Raw genomic sequence first — 19,297 nt, 5'->3', positions numbered from 1 at the left:
GTCATGAAGATCGTGGTAATCGGTGGGACCGGACTGATCGGCTCGAAGCTGGTGGCCTGGCTGGAGGAGCAGGGGCACGAGGCGGTGGCGGCCTCGCCGAAGACGGGGGTGAACACTCTCACGGGGGAAGGGCTGGCCGAGGCGCTGGCGGGCGCGCACGTGGTGATCGACGTGTCGAACTCGCCGTCCTTCGAGGCCGCCGAGGTGAGGAGGTTCTTCGAGACCTCCACCGGCAACCTGCTCACGGCCGAGGCCACGGAAGGCGTCGGCCATCACGTCGCGCTGTCGGTGGTGGGCACCGGGCGCACGCCCACCAACGACTACTTCACGGCGAAGCGCGCCCAGGAGCAGCTCATCGAGAATTCGGGCATCCCGTTCTCGATCGTGCATGCCACGCAGTTCTTCGAGTTCGTCCGCGGCATCGCCGACGAGTCCACCCAGGACGGCCAGGTACGCATCGCGCCCGTCCTCTTCCAGCCCATCGCTGGTGACGACGTGGCCGAGGCGGTCGGCCGGGTCGCGGTGGGGACGCCGTTGAACGGCGGCGTCGAGGTGGCCGGGCCCGAGCAGTACCGGATGGACGAGTTCTTCCGCGAGGCGCTGGCCTCCTACGGCGACCCGCGCGAGGTGGTCACCGACCCGCACGCGCGCTACTTCGGGACCGAGGTGACCGAGCGGGCGCTGGTGCCGGGCGAGGGCGCGGCCCTCGGCCGGATCCGCTACCAGGACTGGCCCGGCAACAAGCCCTGACGGCGCCGGATCGCCGGGCGGCCCGGGGCCGGCGGCATGGGCGCCGTGCACGCCGCGGAGGTCGTGCACCGGGACGTGATGATGTCCGGGCGAGCGAGAAGATCACCAAGCCCGCCGATCAGGCCTCGGCGGCGGCCTTCAGGTCGTGCAGCCACGCTTCGAGGCCCGCGCCGAGCGCCGCGGTCGCGGTGGGGACGTCCGCTTCGACCTGCGCGCCCGTCCAGGTCTCCTCGGTGTGCACGCGGACCCCGCCCTTCACCTTGGTGAACGTCCACAGGTGGACCCCCTTGTCGATGCGCAGCCCCTGGCCGATCGCGGGCCCGGTCCACAGGATGCAGGAGCCGCGCTGGAGCTGCCGGACGGTGGAGGTGATCTCCAGGGTGGTGGCGGGGGTGGTGGGCGTGGCGGGCGCGGGGGTGGTCCAGCGGAACCGCGAGCCCTTGCGCAGAGCGCCGTGGTCGAGCCGCTTCGCGGTCAGGACGGGGGACTGCCAGGCCGGCCAGCGTTCGACGTCGGTCTGCAGCTGGAAGACCCTGCTCGACGCCTGCGCCCCGCTGCGCGCGGACGGCCCGGCGACGCCGTTCGACGGGCACCTGGAAGGGCACCGGCAGTGGGCGGGGGAGCACCCCGCCCCTCCCGCGGCCCTGCGCCGCGCCCTGACCTTCTGGACCCGCCTGCACGGCGTGCTGTCGCTGGAGCTCGCCGGCCACTTCGCCGGGATGGGCTTCGACGCCACCCTGTTCTTCGAGTCCGAGCTGCAGGAGCTGCTGGCTTCCGGAACGTGATTCCGGAAGATCCTAGCGGGGCTGTCGCAGGCCGTCGATGAGCAGCCCGACCAGGCGCCGCGCGTCGTAGCGGGGATCGTTGTCCGCGCCGATGCACAGGTTCCCGACGCCGCGCATGAGCTCGTACGCCTCCAGGTCCGGGCGGATCTCGCCGGCGTCGGCCGCGGCCGCCACGAGCCGGGCGCACACGGGCAGCAGGCGGTCGAGGAAGTAGGCGTGCAACTGCTGGAAGCCGGCCTCGTCCGACTGCAGCACGGCGGCGAGCCCGTGCTTGGTGACCAGGAAGTCGACGAACAGGTTGATCCACCGCCCCAGCGCCGCGTGCGGGGTCGGGCTGCTCTCCAGCAGGACGGGCCCGGCCTCGGCGCAGGCCTCGATCTGGTGCCGATAGACGGCGATGATGAGATCAGCCCGCGTCGGGAAGTGGCGGTAGATCGTGGCCACGCCGACTCCCGCCCTGGCCGCGATGTCGCGGATCGGCGCCTCGACGCCTGAGGTCACGAAGACGGCCGCGGCGGCGTCGAGCAGCGTCCGCTCGTTGCGCCGGGCGTCCGCCCGCTTGCGCGGCGCCGCCTGCCCCGTGCCTGCTGTGCCTGCTTCGTTGTCGTGCACGCGCCGCATCCTCCACTCCGCACTTGCTAAACGGAACACGGTTCCCTATCGTGGCGGTTAACGGAATCGCGTTCCATTTATCCATGATGCCAGATCAGGGAGAACACAGCCATGCAGTACCGCACGCTGGGCCGTACCGGTGTCCAGGTCAGCTCCCTCGCGCTCGGCGCGATGAACTTCGGCGCCATCGGGCGCACCCCCCAGGACGAGGCCACCGCCATCGTCGACGCCGCCCTCGAGGCCGGCATCAACCTCATCGACACCGCCGACATGTACGGCGCCGGCGAGTCGGAGGAGATGGTCGGCAAGGCCATCGCCGGCCGCCGCGACGACATCGTCCTGGCCACCAAGGCAGGCCTGCCGATGGGACAGGAGCGCAACCACCAGGGCGGCTCGCGCCGCTGGCTGGTCACCGAGCTGGACAACAGCCTGCGCCGCCTCGGCGTCGACCACGTCGACCTCTACCAGCTCCACCGCTGGGACCCGGCGACCGGCGACGAGGAGACGCTGTCGGCCCTGACCGACCTGCAGCGCGCGGGCAAGATCCGCTACTTCGGCTCCTCGACCTTCCCCGCCTACCGCATCGTGCAGGCCCAGTGGGCCGCCAAGGAGCACCACTTCGGGCGATACGTCACCGAGCAGCCCAGCTACTCGATCCTGCAGCGCGGCATCGAGTCGCACGTCCTGCCCGTCACCGAGCAGTACGGCCTCGGGGTGCTGGCGTGGAGCCCGCTGGCCTCGGGCTGGCTGACGGGCGCGGTCCGCGAGGGCCGGGAGATCGCCACCCACCGCTCGGCGTTCATGCCCGAGCGCTTCGACCTGTCCATCCCGCTCAACCGCGTCAGGCTCGACGCGGTCGAGCGGCTGGCGAAGGTCGCCGACGCGGCCGGTCTGACGATGATCCAGCTCGCGCTCGGCTTCGTCACCGCCCACCCCGCCGTGACCAGCGCGCTCATCGGCCCCCGCACCCTGGACCACCTGCGCTCCCAGCTCGCCGCCGCGGACACGGTGCTGCCCGCCGACGTCCTCGACGCCATCGACGAGCTCGTCGCACCCGGCGTCGACCTGGCCCCGCACGAGAACTTCGACACCCCTCCCGCCCTGCTCGACCCCGCGCTGCGACGCCGCTGAGCGTCCCGCGGCAGTGAAAGGACCAGCGCCATGCCGCACGACCCCCGCCCCAGCTTCGGCATCATGACCGCCCCCTCGCAGGTCGACTACCAGGACGTCCTGCGGGTCTGGCGCGAGGCCGACACGATCCCCGAGATCGAGCACACGTGGCTGTTCGATCACCTCATGCCGATCCACGGCGACCCGGACGGGCCCACCCACGAAGGCTGGACGCTGCTCTCGGCCCTGGCCGCGCAGACCCGGCGGCTGCGCGTCGGCGTGCTCGTGACCAGCAACCGGTTCCGGCCGCCCGCGATGCTCGCCAAGATCGCCGCGACCGTCGACATCGTCTCCGGCGGACGGCTCGACTTCGGCATCGGCGCCGGCTCCCGGCCCGGCCACCCGCTGGCCCGCCGCGAGTACGACGCGCACGGCCTGCCGTACCACGACGCCGCGCACGCCGTGGGCAGCCTCGCCGAGGCCTGCACGGTGATCAGGCGGTTGTGGACCGAGACCGAGCCGTTCGACTTCCAGGGCAGCTATGTGCGGGTGACTCAGGCGTACTGCAACCCCAAGCCCGTCCAGCGCCCGCATCCGCCGATCGTGATCGGCGGGCGCGCCGCCTCGACCCTGCGCGTGGCCGCCGAGCACGCCGACGTCTGGAACGTGCCCGGCGGCGACCTCGACGATGTCGTGCGCCGCAGCGCGATGCTGGACCGCTACTGCGCCGAGATCGGCCGGGACCCCGCCTCGATCGTCCGCTCGATCCACGTGCCGGTCTCCTACGAGCAGCCCGCCCGCACCCGGGAGGCCATCGCGCAGTCGCTCGACGCCGGCTTCCGTCACATCGTCCTCGGGCTGCCGTCGCCGTTCCCCGAGGGCGTCGCACGGTGGGTCGCCGACGAGCTCATCGCCACGTCATGACGCCCTGGCCGGCGCGGCGCCGTCGGCAGCGCCGCCCGCCTCGGTCCAGGTGGCGGCCTGCGGCGGGTGGGCCAGGTGCCGCCCAGGAGCAGCACCCGCATGCTGCCCGCCCGCCTACTCGTCGTGGCAGCAGGAGACGCGAGCCCTGCCCAGCTCGCCAGGGTCGTTCCACCAGTAGGCCGCGGTGCTCGCGTGCGCGGGGACAGGGTCCCTGACCTTTCCGGACGGCGCCGAGGCGGCGGGGGCGGCCTGGTCGGTGGTGGTGGCGGACGGGTACGGCGCGAGGAGCTGCTCGACGGTGTGGTGCCTGCCACCGACGAGGACGGCGGTGACGTTGGCGGCGTCCTCGATGCGGGTGAGCGGGTCGCCGTCGACGATGGCCAGGTCGGCGTACATGCCCTTGCCGATCCTGCCCAGCGGCTGGCCGAGGTGCTCGCCGGGCACGCTGGTCGCGGCGGTGAGCGTCTCCAGCGGGGTGAGGCCGTACTTGACCATGGCGCGCAGGTTCATGTGCAGGCTGACCGCGACGTGGTCGATGGGCGCGTCGGTGCCGACGGTGACCACGCCGCCCCCGCGGATCATCGCCACGAGCTGGGCGACCTGGTTGGCCAGGTTCCGCAGGGTGACCTGGATCGCCGCCGGGTCGGCGTTCTGGGCCGTGGCGACCGTTGCCCTCAGCTGTGCCATCCGCCAGTTCGGGTAGAGGCGGCGGACGCGTTCGTCGGCGGCCAGCGAGCTGTCCTCCCGGTAGAGGGCGGTGGAGTTGAACAGGGTGGGGGTTCTGGCCATCTTCGAGGCGTTGAACATGGCGATGACGTCCGAGTAGGCGGAGCCGACGTTCGTGACCGTGCGCGAGTAGCCGAACCGGCTGGTGGCGCCGATGTGCTCGGTCTGGTCGCCGCCCATGGCGATCGCCGGGTAGTGGTAGTGCGAGGTCACCGGCCTGCCATGGCGGTGCGCCCAGTCGATGACCTCCCTGTGCCAGGCGACCGGCAGCCGCACGTAGCACTTCATCAGGTCGTAGTCGAGGTCGGCCGCCCGCTCCAGCTCCAGCCGCAACTGGTCGTGGGTGAACGTCGGGCGCATGAAGTTGTAGTAGACGCGCGACCCGTCGACGGCCTCGCCGGTGCCCAGGTAACGCGGCGCGAGCCGGGCGCCGGACTGCACCGACTCGCGCTCCTCCACCATGTGGTACGCGGGCGAGCCCGGTGAGCGGGTCGTGGTGATGCCGAAGGCCAGCCAGAGCGGGCCCTGCCGCGAGCCGTACGCGTAGCCCTGCATCTCGCGGTGGTGGTGGATGTCGATCAGGCCCGGCATGACGAACCTGTCGCTCGCGTCGACCAGGGTGCCGGGGCGCCCGTCCCGGTGCGGCTCCACGGCGGTGATGCGCTGGCCCCGCACGATGATGTCCACGTCGCGGGCGACGGTCGCGGAGACACCGTCCCACACGCGGCCGGCGTGCACCACGACCTGCTCGGGGCCGGGGTCGTTGCGCCAGGTCAGGCGGAGCGGGACGGTGCGGGCGGAGCCGCCGCCGACGCGTACGCTCCTCAGCCGCCCGCCGTTCAGGTAGAGGAGGGTGGCGGAGTCGCCGGCCCAGACGGGGGCGTCGGACACCTCGCGGGTGACCTGGCGGGCGCGGCCGGTCGGGCGGCCGGTGCCGTCCACCGGCAGCACCCAGATCAGCGACTCCATGGCGAAGGCGAGCATGGTGCCGTCCGGCGACCAGACGGGGCCGTCGTCGCCGCGGGTCTGCAAGGAGCGGTGCGGCGCGGGATCGACGTACGTGCCGGCGCCCGTGGCCCGGTCGACGAGCAGGATCTTGGACAGTCCCTCGCGGTAGCGCCGCGAGTACGGCACGACGGCGGCCAGCGCGATCGTCCTGCCGTCGGGGGACCAGGTCGGCCGGCCCGGCTCGAAGGTGGCGTTGAAGATCTTCTGGATGTCGCCGGTGGCGACGTCCAGGATCCACAGGGCGCCGTCCTGGTCCAGGTAGGCGATCTCCCTGCCGTCAGGTGACCATCTGACGGACAGGGCGGCGGAGTCGGTCAGCCGGGTCAGCTGCCGGTCGTCGCCCGTGGCCAGGTCGCGGAGCCAGATGTTCAGCGTTCCCGTACGGTCGGTGACGAACGCCAGGCTTCGCCCGTCCGGGGAGAAGTCCGGGTCGGCCTTCCACCAGCGGTCGCGGAAGAGCGGGCGGGGGGCGCCACCGATCCGCATCAGGTAGATGTCGTTGAGCGCGCGGAACGCCACCGTGGACCCGTCCGGTGACACGGCCGGGCTGCCGATCCCGACGACGGGGAACGAGCCGGGCGCGTCGAACACGCGGGCCTTCTTCTGGTACTTCGGGGTCGTGGTGGTCAGCGCGGCGGTGAAGCCGACCGTGCCGGCGGCGGCGGAGCCGAGGCGGCGGGTCCTGATGGCGCCGGCCGAGGTGTAGAAGTAGCGCCCGTCCGGGGCGAACCGGGCCCGGAACGGGAAGACCTCCTCGCCCGTGACCAGGGTGCCGGTGGTGCTCGCCAGCTCGTTCATGCCCGCGCGGAACAGGTGGTAGGCGAGGTCGGTCCCGTTCGGCAGCCAGGACGGCTGGTGGATGACCTGGCCCGCGGGGACGGTCACTGCGGTGCTGCGCGCGCCGGTGGCGACCTCGACGACGTCGATCCTGGTGTCGGCGACGACGAAGGCGAGCCTGGTGCCGTCGGGTGACCAGGCCGGCTCGTACTCCTCGCTCGGGGTGTCGGTCAGGGCACGCGACTTGCCGGTGGCGAGGTCGAGCAGGTGGATCCCATAGCTGCCGCCGGCGTCGGAGGAGTAGGCGACGGTGCGGCCGTCCGGGCTGTAGCGGGGCTCGCGGTGGTCGAACGGGCCCCTGGTCAGCTGCCTGATCGCGGAGCCGTCGGGCCGGATCGTCCACAGGTTGAAGGCACCGTCGCGGTAGGACTGGAAGACGATGCCGGAGCCGTCCGGGGACCAGTCAGGCTGGGCGATGTCGTACAGGTCGCTGGTGAGACGGCGGGCGGTGCCGCCCGAGGCGGAGCAGACCCACAGGACGCCGAGCAGGTCGAAGGCCAGCCGGCGGCCGTCGGGCGAGGGCGCGACGGCGAAGTCGGTGCCGGTCGCGACGGAGGTCCTGCCTGCCGCGCCGGCCCTGGCCGGAGCGGTCGCGACGGGGGTGATCGCGGCGGTGAGAGCCGCGGCGGCACCGCCCGCCAGGACGGCGCGGCGGCTCGGGCGGGACATCGAGCCGGCCGAGTCAGGAGCGTCAGGTGACATCGGGACTTCCCTCCACGCGCTTGACCCGGATCTTCGTCTACGGCGTGCATACGTTGGTCAGGAGGATCGGTCAAGGGGGAGCTCCCGGCACCGTGATGGGCTACGCGCGCGGCGGCCCCGACAACCCCCCGCACGAGCATGCCGTTCGCCTCGCCTCGCGGCGCTGGAGCAGCCGTTCGCCTCGATGGCCGGCTCTTGCGGCCTTACACCTGTAAGGAGTAGCTTCCTTACGACCGTAAGGCTGGCCGGAACGCATGAGGATTCGCCATGAAGACAGACAGGCTCGCGGGCGCGCTGGTGATCGTCGGCATGATCGCCGGCGTGCTGAGTGTCGTCCCCGTTCTCGAGGAGCCGGATTATCTGGCTCTCGTTCCCGCCCACCAGAGCCAGATCATCGTCGGCGCGATATCGCAGTTCATCATGATCCCCGCCTATGTCGGATTCGCGCTGTGCCTGTATCCGGCCTTGCGGTCGGAAAGCGCAGCGCTCGCTCCAGGCTTTCTCGGACTCAGGCTGGTCGCGGCGACGTTCCAGTTGTCAGGCGTGATCGTCCTGCCCTTGTTCCTCGTGCTGGGCCAGGAACACGCGTCGGCCGCACCCGGCACCGAGGCGCTGGGCCAGTTGCTGCGGACGGCCCGCGACCTGGTGAATCACGTCGCGCTGATCCTCGCGCTCGGCCTCGGGGACCTCCTGCTGTTCCGCATCCTGCATCGGTCGCGACTCGTCCCGCGCTGGTTGTCCGTGTGGGGATTTCTCGGCACCGGAGCGGCCATTCTGGCGAGCCTTCTGGTGCTTTCTCAGGCGACCGGCGTCGTCACGCCGCTTTATCTGACCATAAACGCACCACTGGCCCTGCAGAGCGTCGTCCTGGCCATCTGGTTGATGACCCGAGGCCTGACCCCCCGCGGCTCGCGATGACTACGCTGATCGCCATGGGAGACGGTGAGGCGAATCTGCGCCTGGACGACGTGACCTCGGCGCTGGAGACCACTCTCACCGCCCTGAGCGCTTCGGGGAGAACCCCGCAATATCGCGTGGGCGGCACGAGCGCGGCTCTCCTGCAGGGCGTCCCTCTTCCTGCCGGCGATGTCGACCTCCTGGCGGCCCGGCGCGAGGACGTGCACCTGATCGCCGCCGCCCTCTCCTCCTTCCCCTGCCTGCACGCGGCCTCCTGGCTCCCCGGGAGCGCGCAGTACTTCGCCAGGTACGACGTGAACGGGGTGCACCTGGAGATCAGCACCGTCGAGCGGGAGACCGACTCCGACGGGATGGAGTGCGTCGGCAACGGCCCGTGGCGGCACTACGTGCTGATCACGTGCGGCTCGTACCGGGTTCCCGTGGTCCGCCTGGAACTGCGGCTGGCCACGGAGCTCCTGCGCGACCGGCCCGACCGGTACGAGCCTCTCCTCGACCACATGGCGGCGCAGGGCTTCGACCCCGATCTCCTGGCCAGGGCCATGGCCGCGCACGATCTACCGGCGGAACGGCGCCGCATGGTGGCAGACCGGCTCGCCTCCGGCCCCCGGTAGGGCCCGATGGCTCAGTCCTGGAGGGCGGGACGGTAGCCCAGCCGGCCGCGGGTCGCGACGAGCACCAGGAAGGCCGCCGTGGTGCCCGCCAGCAGGGTGACCTGGCTCGCATGATCAGGGCCGGCGATCGACGGGAACATGTCCGAGTAGGCGATCGACATGAAGTTGTTGACGCTGACGTGCAGCAGCATGATCAGCGGCAGGCTCTGCCCGGTCCGGTTGAACACCCAGGTGACGACCACGCTGAACATGCAGGTGAAGGCGAGGAACATGCCGACCCTCTCCCAGGTGACATCCGGCCACCCGCCCCACTCGCTCAGGAACAGCGGCAGGTGCCACAGGCCCCACAGCGGACCGAGGACGGCGGTGGCGCCCAGCGGGCCGAGCCTGCGCTGCATGCGCGCCAGGGCGAAGTCCCGCCAGCCGGGCTCCTCGGCCAGTCCGGTGGTGACCATCTGGAGCAGCAGGCCGGGCACGTACGCCGCCAGCACGGCGACGGGCGGCATGCGGACGTCCCCCTCGCTCACCGCCATGCCGGTGACGATGATGGCGGCGGGGACGCCGAGGGCGGTCACGAGGTACCAGATCCAGCCGACCCGCCACTTGGTCATCCGCCCGATCCACCGGCGGATGCCTTCCTTGCCCTCGGTGACCCTGGTCACGACGTAGGCGGCGAAGATCGGGCCGAGGTAGGCGCCCGGGAGGACGCCGAGCAACTGCGTGGTGCCGAGCAGGGCGGGAAAGCCGAAGCCCAGGATCCCGAGGCCGTTGGCCGACAGGATGTAGGGCAGCCAGGCGACCCAGCTCAGCAGGTTGGCCATGAGGAAGAAGCTGACCAGGGGGCGGCGGCGGATGAGACCACGCAGCCCGTTCTGACCTGGAGGGTGCTCGGTGACCGGCCGGCTGTGCACTGCCATATCAGTTCCTTGGGGGAGCGCTTGTCTGACAGCGCTCAGCACATCAGCGGCGGGCCGTCACCGTCGCTCCCGCCTGCGCCCCAAGGGTGGTAGAGCCAGGGGTACCAGCGCGCGGCCGGAGACCACGGCCGGGCGCGTCAGAAGCGGGTGGCGCGTACCTCCGTCACGGTGAAGTCGTCGACGGCGCCCCGGCTCTGGAGGAGGAAGCCGACCAGGCCCGCCACCGCCTCCACGCCCTGAGCCGCGTGTGCCTGCCCGGTGAGGAGGAAGACCAGGGGCGTCGAGGGCTGGTCGAGGGAGAAGTGGCGGCCGTGGCGGTGCACATCGTGCAGGACTTTGATGGGGATGGGCCGGGGGGAGGTGAACCACACCACGGCCGCCCACAGCGGCAGGGCCGCGTCGGGGGCCATCGCGGCGCGGTAGCACGGCACGCAGCCCTGTCCGACATGTTGCCCGTGGGGACACGTCCATCGGGCTGTCTCAGGGTGGTGGGACTGGTCGCCCATGCCGAAGATCGCGGTTTCGACCACGCGACGGTGCGTGCTGCGTACGCTGGGCTCGCTGATGATGATGAATCCTCCCGAACTGTCGCAGGGCCGACCGGCGACGAGAGCACCGGGGAGGCGCGGTGCTCGTCACAGCTTCACGAGTTTGGCGTACGGTGAGGCGATTCGATACGTGGCCGCGCCGAAATCGATGAGAACAGCGTCATCCTGATCGACCGCGAGAACTCGGCCGAGGCCGTATTTGTCATGGCTCACCCGGTCTCCGGCCGCAAACTGCTCGATAGGCGCGGGAGGTATTTCCGGAGTGTTGAAAGGGCTGCCCGGAGGGCGTCGCCGGGCAGCCGGCGAAGTACGTCTCATTGGGCAAGTATGCGCCTCGCCGGCGAATAAATCGACCCCGAGGCGAAATGTGGCGCATCCCGTCCGGGCTCGATCCGGGCGTCCGGGGCACGGGCGCCGAGGTCCGCGCGACGCGGACGGTCGCGGCCGGGCCGCGGGCGCCGGGGTCCGCGCGAGGGGCGCGGGCATGGTGGCGACCGGAAACCGGGCCCGCGCCTGAGCGCGGACCCGGCCTCGTGATGTGCCAGGTCAGGCGGCGACGATGTTCTCCGCCTGCGGGCCCTTCTGGCCCTGGACGACATCGAAGGACACCTTCTGCCCCTCGGTCAGCTCACGGTAGCCACCGTTGGCGACGATGTTGGAGTAGTGGGCGAAGACGTCGGCGCCGCCGCCGTCCTGCGCGATGAAGCCGAAGCCCTTTTCCGAGTTGAACCACTTGACGGTGCCGGTGGCCATGTCGATCTCCTTCAGACAGTGCCGGGAAAACTAGAGAATTCACACCTCGTGAATCTCGTGCCGCCGCGATGAGCCCATCCGGAAAAGCCGGAAAACAGAAACGCGCCCATAGATCCAATCTATCAGGCGCGCATAAAGTCTTTATGGGTACCATAACTGCAACGCACCTCAGGCTAGCACACTTTCCGATGATCCTCGCTCAGGAGAGCCCGTGTCGCCGCCACCGCGTGAGCCGGGGGTGCCCAGGAGACCGCCGGGGGCGGCCCCTACCTTGAGGATCATGACCGCCGAACACGCGGGCCTCATGCTGGCCGACCCCGTCGCCTACACCGACGAGACCAGGCTGCACCAGGCGCTCGCCCTGCTCCGCCGCGAGGACCCGGTCCACCTCGTACGAAGCCCCGGCTACCGGCCGTTCTACGCCGTCACCCGGCACGCCGACATCATGCGGATCGAACGTGACAACGCCCTATGGCTCAGCGCGCCGCGGCCGCATCTCCTCAGGAGCGACCACGAGGACCTCGCCAGGGAACACGCGGCGGACGGCGTCGTGCTGAAAACCCTGGTGCACATGGACGACCCGCAACACCGGGTGGTCCGGGCCATCGCCGCGGACTGGTTCCGGCCCAAGGCCATGCGCGCCATGGAGACGCGGATCCAGGAGCTCGCGCGCCGCTACGTGGACCGGATGGCCGCTTACGGCGGCGAGTGCGACTTCGCCACCCAGGTCGCGGTGCACTACCCGCTGTACGTGATCCTCTCGCTGCTCGGCCTGCCCGAGTCCGACTTTCCCCGGATGCTCAAGCTCACTCAGGAGCTGTTCGGCGGCGACGACCAGGAGAACAGGCGGGGCGGCAGCTCCGAGGAGCAGTTCTCGGTCCTGCTGGACTTCTTCGCCTACTTCCAGGAGCTCACCGCGGCCCGCCGCGCCCACCCCACCGACGACCTGGCCTCCGCCATCGCCAACGCCACGGTGGACGGCAAGCCGCTCGACGACCTGGAGACGGCCTCCTACTACGTCATCATCGCCACCGCCGGCCACGACACCACCAGCTCCACCGTCGCCGGCGGGCTGCACGCCCTCATCGAACACCCCGGCCAGCGGGCCCGGCTGCTCGAGAACCCCGGCCTGCTGCCGCTGGCGGTGGACGAGATGATCCGCTGGGTCACCCCCGTCAAGCAGTTCATGCGCACGGCGTCGGCCGACACCAGCCTGCGCGGCGTGCCGATCCGCGCGGGGGAGTCCGTCCTGCTGTCGTACCCGTCGGCCAACCGCGACGAGGAGGTGTTCGCCGACCCGTTCACCTTCGACGTCGGCCGTGACCCCAACCGGCACCTCGCCTTCGGGTTCGGCGTGCACTACTGCCTGGGCGCGGCGCTGGCCCGGATGGAGCTGCGGGCCCTGTTCGCCGAGCTGCTGCCCCGCCTGGACGACATCGAGCTCGCAGGCCGCCCGGAATGGACGGCCACCACCTTCGTCGGCGGCATCAAGCGCCTGCCCATCCGCTACAAGCTGCGCACCTGACACGCCCTCCCGCGACCCCCTGCGGCCGCTCGCCGGCCGGCCCCACCCTGGCCCCGCCCTGGCCCAACCCTGGGCCAACCCTGGGCCAACGCGACCAGCCTGACCAGCCGCAGGACGCGAACGCACAGCACGGCTGACCTCCATCGAGAGGTAGACTGTAAGTACCGAGGACTATTGAGCGTTGGCAATCAGGTCTGCGTCGCCCCCGGCGAACCACCACCGGTCCCACGGAGGGACCCGGACAGGCCAGGCGATCATGATGCCGACACTTCTCTCCCGGCCCGCACCGCTCAGCTCTGCCTCGTCCGCGATCCCCCGGGTGGATTGCACGCTGAGGCTCCGCCTCTACCCGGCGCTGGATCGCCGCGCCGTGGTCGACGGAGCCTGGTGGCCATACTCCCGTGACGCGGCCGCCGAGCTGCCCGGTCTCATCACCGCCGTCGACCGGCTGCTCGGCCGCGTCACGCTCCGCATCAGCCTGCACGGCGACGCGTGGCGCAGCGTCCCACGCCGCATCCCGGCACGCGGGCGCCAGGTCCACATCAACGGGCTCCGTCCCGTCGACCCGCGCCTGATCACTCTGTTCTTCGCGGCCGGCGAGCCCGTCGTCCTGCTGGTCATCCCGCCGGGCGCCGCCTTCGGCGCCGCGGCGGCCAAGCTCCGGGTGACCATTCGCGACACGGCCGGCCTGACCGTTGACGAGAGCCGCCTCCTCACGCGCCAGCCGCCCGACCTCGATGCGCGGGCGTCGGCCGCCGGCTCTGCCCGGCGGCCGAACGGGGGCGGATCGATCACCGACAGCAGACATGACCCCTGACCAGCCGAAGGAGACATTCCATAAAGGAGACATCCCATGACCGTCATCGACACCGCCCCGCTCGGCGTGGCCGGCCCGTCCAAGCCGACCATCGTCCATCTTTCCGGCGAGATCGACCTCTTCACCAGCGCAGCGCTTCGCAGGCAACTGATGAGCACGCTGCACTACAGCACGAGCGTGCTCATCCTTGACCTGTCGCAGGTGTCGTTCTGCGACGCCGGCGGCCTGGCCGTCGTGGTCGGCATCCAGCGCCGCGCCCGGTCGATGGGCATCACCGTCGTCCTGAGGGCGCCCCGCCCGTTCATGTCCCGGCTGCTGCACATCACCGGCCTGGACCGCGACCTGCCGATGGTGGTGTGAGGTGCCTCGGCGGCCCGGCAGGGCGAACGCGTACAGGTGCCGCAGCAACCAGGAAACGGGCGCGTCACGCCTCGACCGGCGGATCCCGCCCGGACCCGGTTCGCGCGGGATCAGCCCGGCAGACGGAAGGAGACCCGCAACACGGTGCCTTCCGCGCCGCCGGTGATGGCGACCTCGTCGGACAGCCGGCGGATCAGCCACAGACCGCGCCCGTCGGTGCCGTCCAGCGAGGGCAGATGGGCGCCGTTCGGCATGCCCACCTCGGCGCCAGGCCCGTCGTCGCTGATCTGGCAGCACAACATCGTCCCGTTGCGCCACAGTCGCAGCTCACCCCGGCCACCGCCATGGCCGACCGCGTTCACCGCCGCCTCGTGTACCGCCAGGACGAAATCGTCCCAGCGCCCACCGCTCAGCCCGGCCCGGGCCGCCTGGATGGACACCGCGTGCCGCAGCAGGGGCAGCCCGGCGTGGCCGAACCGGCACGTCAGCAGCAGGCGCCGATCACCGTCCGGCAAGCGCGTCATCCGCCCGGCCTCCGCTCACGCCAGGCAGGTCGCCGGCGACCAGCAGCGGGCGCCGCTGCCTGCTGACCGCCGTGACGCGGTCACCGCCGCTACGGGAGTGCCTCTTCAGGATTGTCTCGGCCGCCAAGCCAAGGGACGGTCCGCCGGCCACCGCCATCACGGTCCTTTGCCATGGAACGGGACCGCCAGGGTCTGGGGCAGCCAGTGCTTTCCTCCATCATGCCCCTCGCCCGCCCGGCCAACCACCGTCAGCGCCCGATCCCCGGAGCCGGCGGTTGTGATCGCCCCGTGCTCGGTCGTCGCCGCGACCGTCCCAAGGCGGTCTGCCCTCGGCCTCGCGCTGCCCTACACGTAGGGATGCAGATGCTCCGTCGAGCCGACCAGCGGCGTGCGGCCGTAGGCCGCGCGTGACAGGTGAACACCGGTGGCCCGCTCTGCAAGAGCCAGGGCCGCCGAGGCGGGTTGTCAACGAACCCCGGTTCGTCTCCGTTGAGGTGGAGCCCAAGGTCGACGACGTCGGCCCGAAGGCGATCGGGGTCCGCGCCCTCTCGGAACCGAAAGCTGTACAGGCTGAAGGTCGTGATCAGATCACCGTTCTCATGGAAGGAGAAGTCGGCTCCCTTGATCGTCATGCGCACGGTGGCGGCGGCTGCTCCTTCGGACAGCAGGTCGGCTCCACAGCGGAGGACGCCACCCCACCCGTACTCCACCAGGACCGTTCCGCCCTCGGCCCGGTACGCCGCGACGCCGAACCCCTCCCCGTCCAGAGGGCTGCCTGGAACCACGTCGATCCGTCGCAGAGCATCTCCGGGAGGCACGTCCCGCACAAAGCCGACGCAGAGCCAGGTATCGCCCACGCTGTCGGTGAACTCCTGATAAAGCCACTCGTAAGTGGCTGCCAGCACCTTAACCATGCCCGTGTATCTCCCGAGGCTCGACAATCAGGGCGATCTTTCTCGGCCTGATCGTCCTGGAACGTACGTCGATGGAGCCAACTCGTTCGACTCGAGGTCCGGCGGGAGCAATCCGGGTGCGGCGCCCGCGCGCATCAGAGCGAACATCGCACGCTACGCACATGACCTGCCCGATGGTTGGGCGTCCGTCAGCCGACCTGTGAGTCCCACCAGCGTGGCAAGTCGATGTCCGGTGAGTCCGGGCTGGTGAAGTGGAACGGCACACCGAGGCTGCGGGCTACCGCCTCGCCCTTCTCGAGAGCCTCGATGGCTTCGGGCCACGGTGGCACCTGACCGTTGATCACGCGCAGGTCGCTCCCGTGGCGAATCGACGTCAGTGGCCGCTCGTCGAAGCGGTGATGGTGCCTGCCCGGGCGGCGCACGATCGCGACGAGTACCACGAACCAGCCCTGAGTATCTCCGTCCCATGGAGCCTCGATCGCGCCCACCGGCTCGCTGAGCGCACGGGCCGCCTCGATCAACCGGTGGTTCTGCACAGGCGGGCTCTCAAGGTCGACCAAGCCTTGGCCGGCGAGCCAGGCGGATCGCTCCGAGAACATGACCTGTGCTTCATGTAGATCGGGCGAAGGATCAAGCCCGCCTTCGGACCGCAACAGCCTGATGGCCGCGATCAAGACGCCTGCCAGGACTGGGACGAACGGAAGAAACTCCTGCGCCTGGCCGAAGTCGAGAAAGACGAATCCACGACGCTCGCCACACCGTCGCGACACTCCTCATCGAGCAGGGTGTGGACCAGCGTTGTTCAGGCATCCTCGGCCACTCACAACTGACCACAACCAAGCGCTACGCCCACATCACGGCCACACTCTCGACCGAAGCAGCAGCCCGCATGGGCCGCGCACTTTGGGGATGTCTGCAACCGAAAATGCAACTGGGCGGGCTTCCGGATCATGAAGATCGGGGAGTCCGCCCAGGTCGTTGTGGGTAGGGCGCCCGGGGCTCGAACCCGGAACCTACGGATTAAAAGTCGCAGTTCTCAATGTCGCCCACTATCGAATCGTGTCCTGTTGTGTCGCGATGTCATGCGTTGTCCGCCCGTAAAATGTCCAACCATGCCGTCCGGTGCCATGCCGTATCGGGTGCCGACGAGCATTCGACGAGCAACCACGGGAGGAATGGCATCCCTTTACTGTCAGGGCAGTGCGGGGGTGATGTCGGTATTCGGGAAGTCCTCGCCTTTGAAGAGCAGGGGCTGGTCGAGGTCCTTGGCTAGGGCGTAGGCGAAGCAGTCTCCCATGTTGAGCTTGGCCTTGGAGTTGTTGCCCTTGCCGTAGGTCTGGTACGCCTGGCGCGCGATCCTGGCCTGATGGGGTGTTACTGGCTCGATAATGAGGCCCATCTCGTCAACGAGTGTGTCGAAGGCGTTGCGCATGGCATCGCCGCGGTTGTCTGCCACGATGGCCGCTTCGACGTAGTTAACAGCCGAGATGCGACACACGGCTGCGGCGATGGCGTGGGCGAATGGGGCGGCCTCGGGCTCACCGTTGATGACGGCGATGATGGCGCTGGAATCGATGATCATGCGGGAAGGCCGGTGTCCGGGTCGTATAGATCATCAACGGACAGTCGATCCCGACCGAGGTGGGTTCGCATACCGGCGGCGACATTCAAGATGCGTTCGGCTCTGCCAGCGGCTTCGGAACGGCGTTCCAGCGCATCCAGACGGCGTTCGAGCACTTGAGCGGCATGCTGGGTTTCCTCGGCCAACCGGATGACCCGGCGGGCGAGGTCATGAATGGGCTCGTGTTCGAGGTCCACGCTCACCGTCGCTCGACTCCCTCCGTGGCGGCGCATGTGTTGCACCTTCAGCGTAACTGGTGGTCGATCCTCGCTCACGCCGATGGGCAGTATCCGTCCGAGCCACACGGGTTCTCGTCGAGTCACGGGTGCTTCTCGGGCAGGGTGCCAGCGGCGGCATGCCAGGCTTCCCAGATCTCGGGGCGGAGTCTGCCGCGGTCGGCTACTGAGAGTCCTTGTTCGCGAGCCCATGCGCGCACCCGCGATGCGGTCGGCTGCTGGTCGCTTGGCCGTGTGATCTCTGGTGGCATCCCTGGCGGGGAAGGGGGCGGGGGAGTGTCGGTGGTCGGTGGGCGCTCATCTGAGCCGGATGCTGTGGTGGTGAAGCCGAGGCGGGTGAGGGTGCGTCGCCGCTTGCCGTACATGCGTTCCAGCTGTGGGACTTGTGCGTCCAGATAGTCGTGCACCTCGACGTCGTGTTTGGCGGCAGCTGCTCGCATGATCCGGCCGACCTGCTGGATCACCTTTCCTTTGAACGAGATCGGCATCGCGAGGAACAGGGCATCCAGCCGGGGCAGGTCGAACCCCTCACCTGCGACCTTGTCGATGGCCACCAGCACCAGCGGGCCTGCCTCGGCATCGGCCAGGCGGGTGCGGACGTGGTCGCGTTCTGCGGCGCTGAGCTGCCCGTGCAGAAGCGTCGCTGCCACGCCCCTGTCCTCCAGGGCCGCGGCCAGGCATTGGAGATGTTCCATTCGATTGGTCAAGAGCAGGCTGTTCCGGCCCCGGCTCGCCGCGTCCGCGACGTCGACGGCGATCTGAGCGGTCCGAGTCGCGTTCGCGGCCAGTTCGCCGTAGATAGCTTGGAATGAACCGCGCCGGGTTTGTTGGAGGCCCTGAAGCCAGCATGATCGTGCTGGCGGAAGGGAGAATCACACGCGATGCCAGCCCCCAGGAAGTACCCGCAGGAAGTACGTGAGCGCGCGGTGCGGATGGTGTTCGAGGTCCGCGAGCAGACCGGTAACGCGCCGGGCGCCATCGCCCGGGTGGCCCAGCAGCTCGGCGTCCACCGCGAAGCGTTGCGCGGCTGGGTCCGGCAGGCCGAGGTCGATGGAGGAAAGCGGCCGGGCACCTCGACAGCCGATGCTCAGCGGATCGCCGAGCTCGAGCGGGAGGTCCGTGAACTGCGCCGGGCGAATGAGATCTTGAAGTCGGCGGCAGCTTTTTTCGCCCGGGAACTCGACCCCCGACCGCCCAGATAGTCGCCTTCATCGACGCTCACCGCGACGAATTCGGCGTCGAGCCGATCTGCCAGGTGCTCGATCTCGCGCCGGCGACGTACTACGCGGCCCGCAACCGGCCGCGCTCGGCCCGTGAGCGGCGCGACGAGCAGCTGTCGGCCGAGATCATCCGGCTGTGGAACGACAACTTCGAGGTGTACGGGGTGCGCAAGATGTGGAAGGCACTCAACCGCCAGGGCGTGGCCGTGGCCCGCTGCACGGTCGCCCGGCTGATGAGCAGGTTAGGGCTGTCCGGCGCGGTCCGGGGCGATCACAAGCGCCGCACCACCATCGCCGAGCCGCTGTGTCCGCGCCCGGCCGACCTGGTCGAGCGGGACTTCGCCGCGCCGGCGCCGAACCGGCTGTGGGTGGCCGACCTGACCTACATCCACACCTGGGCCGGGTTCGTCTACGCCGCGTTCGTCATCGACGTCTACTCGCGGACGATCGTCGGCTGGCGGCTGACCGACCACCTGCGTACCGACCTGCCACTGGACGCGCTGGAGATGGCCCTGTGGCGCCGCGGCGGCCAGGCCGGCCCGCTGAACGGGCTGGTGCACCACTCCGACCGCGGCTGCCAAGGCGGATTCAACCGGTCGTCGCAACACCTTGATCACGGAGGTGTGCGATGGGCGGGAATACCAAGCTGGAGCGGGTGCCTGAAGGGGCGCGGAGGCAGTGGGCGGCGGACCGGGCGCTGCGGCCGCCGATGCGTTCGCCGGGTCGGCCTGAGCCCTCGCGCGCCGTGCAGCGGGACTTCTGGCGTCTGATCGCGACGGGGATGACAACGGTTGAGGCCGCGCTTCGGGTTGGCGTGTCGTGGCCGGTTGGGGTGCGGTGGTTTCGCCATGCTGGCGGCATGCCGCCGATCCGCCTGGA

Annotated in this window: 25 protein-coding genes, 1 pseudogene and 1 other annotated feature; of the genes and pseudogenes, 13 read left to right on the top strand and 13 right to left on the bottom strand. The window is 70.1% G+C overall.

Going from position 1 to position 19,297, the window contains the following annotated elements:
• The first annotated feature begins 3 nt into the window (after positions 1–3).
• Positions 4–750 carry an SDR family oxidoreductase gene (locus AB0I79_RS34135; RefSeq protein ID WP_357881984.1) on the top strand — a complete coding sequence of 249 codons (747 nt, stop codon included), beginning with the start codon at positions 4–6 and terminating at the stop codon, positions 748–750.
• Positions 751–868: 118 nt separating this feature from the next.
• Here AB0I79_RS34135 and AB0I79_RS34130 read toward each other — a convergent pair whose 3' ends face one another.
• Entirely contained in the window at positions 869–1,228 is a 360-nt protein-coding gene (locus tag AB0I79_RS34130; protein ID WP_357882677.1) for a hypothetical protein, read from the bottom strand.
• Here AB0I79_RS34130 and AB0I79_RS34125 point away from each other — a divergent pair.
• A complete protein-coding gene (locus AB0I79_RS34125) occupies positions 1,113–1,535 on the top strand; it encodes a TetR-like C-terminal domain-containing protein (RefSeq protein WP_357882674.1) in 423 nt (140 codons plus the stop codon). The two genes, AB0I79_RS34130 and AB0I79_RS34125, sit on opposite strands and share 116 nt — an antisense overlap.
• Before the next feature lie 12 nt (positions 1,536–1,547).
• Here AB0I79_RS34125 and AB0I79_RS34120 read toward each other — a convergent pair whose 3' ends face one another.
• Positions 1,548–2,147: a helix-turn-helix domain-containing protein gene (locus tag AB0I79_RS34120; protein ID WP_357881981.1), complete on the bottom strand. Its 600-nt coding sequence runs from the start codon at positions 2,145–2,147 to the stop codon at positions 1,548–1,550.
• A 111-nt stretch (positions 2,148–2,258) separates the two neighbouring features.
• Here AB0I79_RS34120 and AB0I79_RS34115 point away from each other — a divergent pair, with 111 nt between their 5' ends.
• Positions 2,259–3,278, top strand: coding sequence for an aldo/keto reductase (locus AB0I79_RS34115; protein ID WP_357881978.1), 1,020 nt, complete (start codon positions 2,259–2,261; stop codon positions 3,276–3,278).
• Between the two features lie 30 nt (positions 3,279–3,308).
• Positions 3,309–4,181, top strand: coding sequence for an LLM class flavin-dependent oxidoreductase (locus AB0I79_RS34110; RefSeq protein ID WP_357881975.1), 873 nt, complete (start codon positions 3,309–3,311; stop codon positions 4,179–4,181).
• A 114-nt stretch (positions 4,182–4,295) separates the two neighbouring features.
• Here AB0I79_RS34110 and AB0I79_RS34105 read toward each other — a convergent pair whose 3' ends face one another.
• Positions 4,296–7,454: an amidohydrolase family protein gene (locus tag AB0I79_RS34105; protein ID WP_357881972.1), complete on the bottom strand. Its 3,159-nt coding sequence runs from the start codon at positions 7,452–7,454 to the stop codon at positions 4,296–4,298.
• A gap of 267 nt (positions 7,455–7,721) precedes the next feature.
• On the opposite strand from AB0I79_RS34105, the gene AB0I79_RS34100 reads away from it, so the two are divergent.
• Together AB0I79_RS34100 and AB0I79_RS34095 are read left to right on the top strand one after the other, a co-directional pair.
• Positions 7,722–8,372, top strand: coding sequence for a DUF4386 domain-containing protein (locus tag AB0I79_RS34100; RefSeq protein ID WP_357881969.1), 651 nt, complete (start codon positions 7,722–7,724; stop codon positions 8,370–8,372).
• A gap of 14 nt (positions 8,373–8,386) precedes the next feature.
• Positions 8,387–8,983 (top strand): hypothetical protein, encoded by a 597-nt coding sequence (locus tag AB0I79_RS34095; protein WP_357881966.1) that lies wholly within the window; start codon positions 8,387–8,389, stop codon positions 8,981–8,983.
• 11 nt (positions 8,984–8,994) lie between these two features.
• Here AB0I79_RS34095 and AB0I79_RS34090 read toward each other — a convergent pair whose 3' ends face one another.
• The 4 genes from AB0I79_RS34090 to AB0I79_RS34075 form a co-directional block, all read right to left on the bottom strand.
• Entirely contained in the window at positions 8,995–9,900 is a 906-nt protein-coding gene (locus AB0I79_RS34090; RefSeq protein WP_357881964.1) for a type II CAAX endopeptidase family protein, read from the bottom strand.
• A 137-nt stretch (positions 9,901–10,037) separates the two neighbouring features.
• Positions 10,038–10,310 carry a hypothetical protein gene (locus tag AB0I79_RS34085; RefSeq protein ID WP_357881962.1) on the bottom strand — a complete coding sequence of 91 codons (273 nt, stop codon included), beginning with the start codon at positions 10,308–10,310 and terminating at the stop codon, positions 10,038–10,040.
• Positions 10,311–10,535: 225 nt separating this feature from the next.
• Positions 10,536–10,661: a hypothetical protein gene (locus tag AB0I79_RS34080; RefSeq protein WP_357881959.1), complete on the bottom strand. Its 126-nt coding sequence runs from the start codon at positions 10,659–10,661 to the stop codon at positions 10,536–10,538.
• 333 nt (positions 10,662–10,994) lie between these two features.
• Positions 10,995–11,201: a cold-shock protein gene (locus AB0I79_RS34075; protein ID WP_139637865.1), complete on the bottom strand. Its 207-nt coding sequence runs from the start codon at positions 11,199–11,201 to the stop codon at positions 10,995–10,997.
• 280 nt (positions 11,202–11,481) lie between these two features.
• On the opposite strand from AB0I79_RS34075, the gene AB0I79_RS34070 reads away from it, so the two are divergent.
• The 3 genes from AB0I79_RS34070 (at position 11,482) to AB0I79_RS34060 (ending at position 13,903) form a co-directional block, all read left to right on the top strand.
• Positions 11,482–12,726 (top strand): cytochrome P450, encoded by a 1,245-nt coding sequence (locus AB0I79_RS34070; RefSeq protein WP_357881956.1) that lies wholly within the window; start codon positions 11,482–11,484, stop codon positions 12,724–12,726.
• 319 nt (positions 12,727–13,045) lie between these two features.
• Positions 13,046–13,543, top strand: a complete 498-nt coding sequence (locus tag AB0I79_RS34065) for a DUF5994 family protein (RefSeq protein ID WP_357881953.1) — start codon at positions 13,046–13,048, stop codon at positions 13,541–13,543.
• Between the two features lie 36 nt (positions 13,544–13,579).
• Positions 13,580–13,903: an STAS domain-containing protein gene (locus AB0I79_RS34060; RefSeq protein ID WP_357881950.1), complete on the top strand. Its 324-nt coding sequence runs from the start codon at positions 13,580–13,582 to the stop codon at positions 13,901–13,903.
• Between the two features lie 110 nt (positions 13,904–14,013).
• Here the strand turns inward: AB0I79_RS34060 and AB0I79_RS34055 are convergent, their stop codons facing one another.
• The 3 genes from AB0I79_RS34055 to AB0I79_RS34045 all read right to left on the bottom strand — a co-directional run bounded on the left by AB0I79_RS34055 (position 14,014) and on the right by AB0I79_RS34045 (position 16,015).
• Positions 14,014–14,427: an ATP-binding protein gene (locus tag AB0I79_RS34055; protein ID WP_357881947.1), complete on the bottom strand. Its 414-nt coding sequence runs from the start codon at positions 14,425–14,427 to the stop codon at positions 14,014–14,016.
• Positions 14,428–14,675: 248 nt separating this feature from the next.
• Complete coding sequence (locus AB0I79_RS34050; RefSeq protein WP_357881944.1) at positions 14,676–15,341, bottom strand: hypothetical protein; 666 nt, start codon at positions 15,339–15,341, stop codon at positions 14,676–14,678.
• A 188-nt stretch (positions 15,342–15,529) separates the two neighbouring features.
• Complete coding sequence (locus AB0I79_RS34045) at positions 15,530–16,015, bottom strand: hypothetical protein (protein WP_357881941.1); 486 nt, start codon at positions 16,013–16,015, stop codon at positions 15,530–15,532.
• A 5-nt stretch (positions 16,016–16,020) separates the two neighbouring features.
• On the opposite strand from AB0I79_RS34045, the gene AB0I79_RS34040 reads away from it, so the two are divergent.
• Positions 16,021–16,329 (top strand): tyrosine-type recombinase/integrase, encoded by a 309-nt coding sequence (locus AB0I79_RS34040; RefSeq protein ID WP_357882671.1) that lies wholly within the window; start codon positions 16,021–16,023, stop codon positions 16,327–16,329.
• 204 nt (positions 16,330–16,533) lie between these two features.
• On the opposite strand, the gene AB0I79_RS34035 is transcribed toward AB0I79_RS34040, so the two are convergent.
• From AB0I79_RS34035 to AB0I79_RS34025, 3 genes are all read right to left on the bottom strand, one after another.
• Complete coding sequence (locus AB0I79_RS34035; protein WP_357881938.1) at positions 16,534–16,923, bottom strand: type II toxin-antitoxin system VapC family toxin; 390 nt, start codon at positions 16,921–16,923, stop codon at positions 16,534–16,536.
• Positions 16,920–17,165, bottom strand: coding sequence for a hypothetical protein (locus AB0I79_RS34030; RefSeq protein ID WP_357881935.1), 246 nt, complete (start codon positions 17,163–17,165; stop codon positions 16,920–16,922). Before AB0I79_RS34030 ends, AB0I79_RS34035 begins: the two co-directional genes overlap by 4 nt.
• Before the next feature lie 116 nt (positions 17,166–17,281).
• Positions 17,282–17,956, bottom strand: coding sequence for a histone-like nucleoid-structuring protein Lsr2 (locus AB0I79_RS34025; RefSeq protein WP_357882667.1), 675 nt, complete (start codon positions 17,954–17,956; stop codon positions 17,282–17,284).
• Between the two features lie 123 nt (positions 17,957–18,079).
• On the opposite strand from AB0I79_RS34025, the gene AB0I79_RS34020 reads away from it, so the two are divergent.
• From AB0I79_RS34020 to AB0I79_RS34010, 3 genes and pseudogenes are all read left to right on the top strand, one after another.
• Positions 18,080–18,400, top strand: coding sequence for a transposase (locus AB0I79_RS34020; protein WP_357881932.1), 321 nt, complete (start codon positions 18,080–18,082; stop codon positions 18,398–18,400).
• Positions 18,358–18,471: a sequence feature (AL1L pseudoknot), on the top strand. (Overlaps the previous gene by 43 nt.)
• Positions 18,397–19,188: an IS3 family transposase gene (locus AB0I79_RS34015; RefSeq protein ID WP_357882664.1), complete on the top strand. Its 792-nt coding sequence runs from the start codon at positions 18,397–18,399 to the stop codon at positions 19,186–19,188. (Overlaps the previous feature by 75 nt.) The genes AB0I79_RS34020 and AB0I79_RS34015 overlap by 4 nt, the downstream gene beginning before the upstream one ends.
• Positions 19,116–19,297, top strand: a pseudogene (locus tag AB0I79_RS34010) (IS30 family transposase); the annotation flags it as partial. The gene AB0I79_RS34015 and the pseudogene AB0I79_RS34010, both read left to right, overlap by 73 nt.

Source organism: Nonomuraea sp. NPDC050202 (assembly GCF_040656115.1).
Lineage (GTDB): Bacteria > Actinomycetota > Actinomycetes > Streptosporangiales > Streptosporangiaceae > Nonomuraea.
This window is presented reverse-complemented; position numbering and strand designations above follow the sequence as displayed.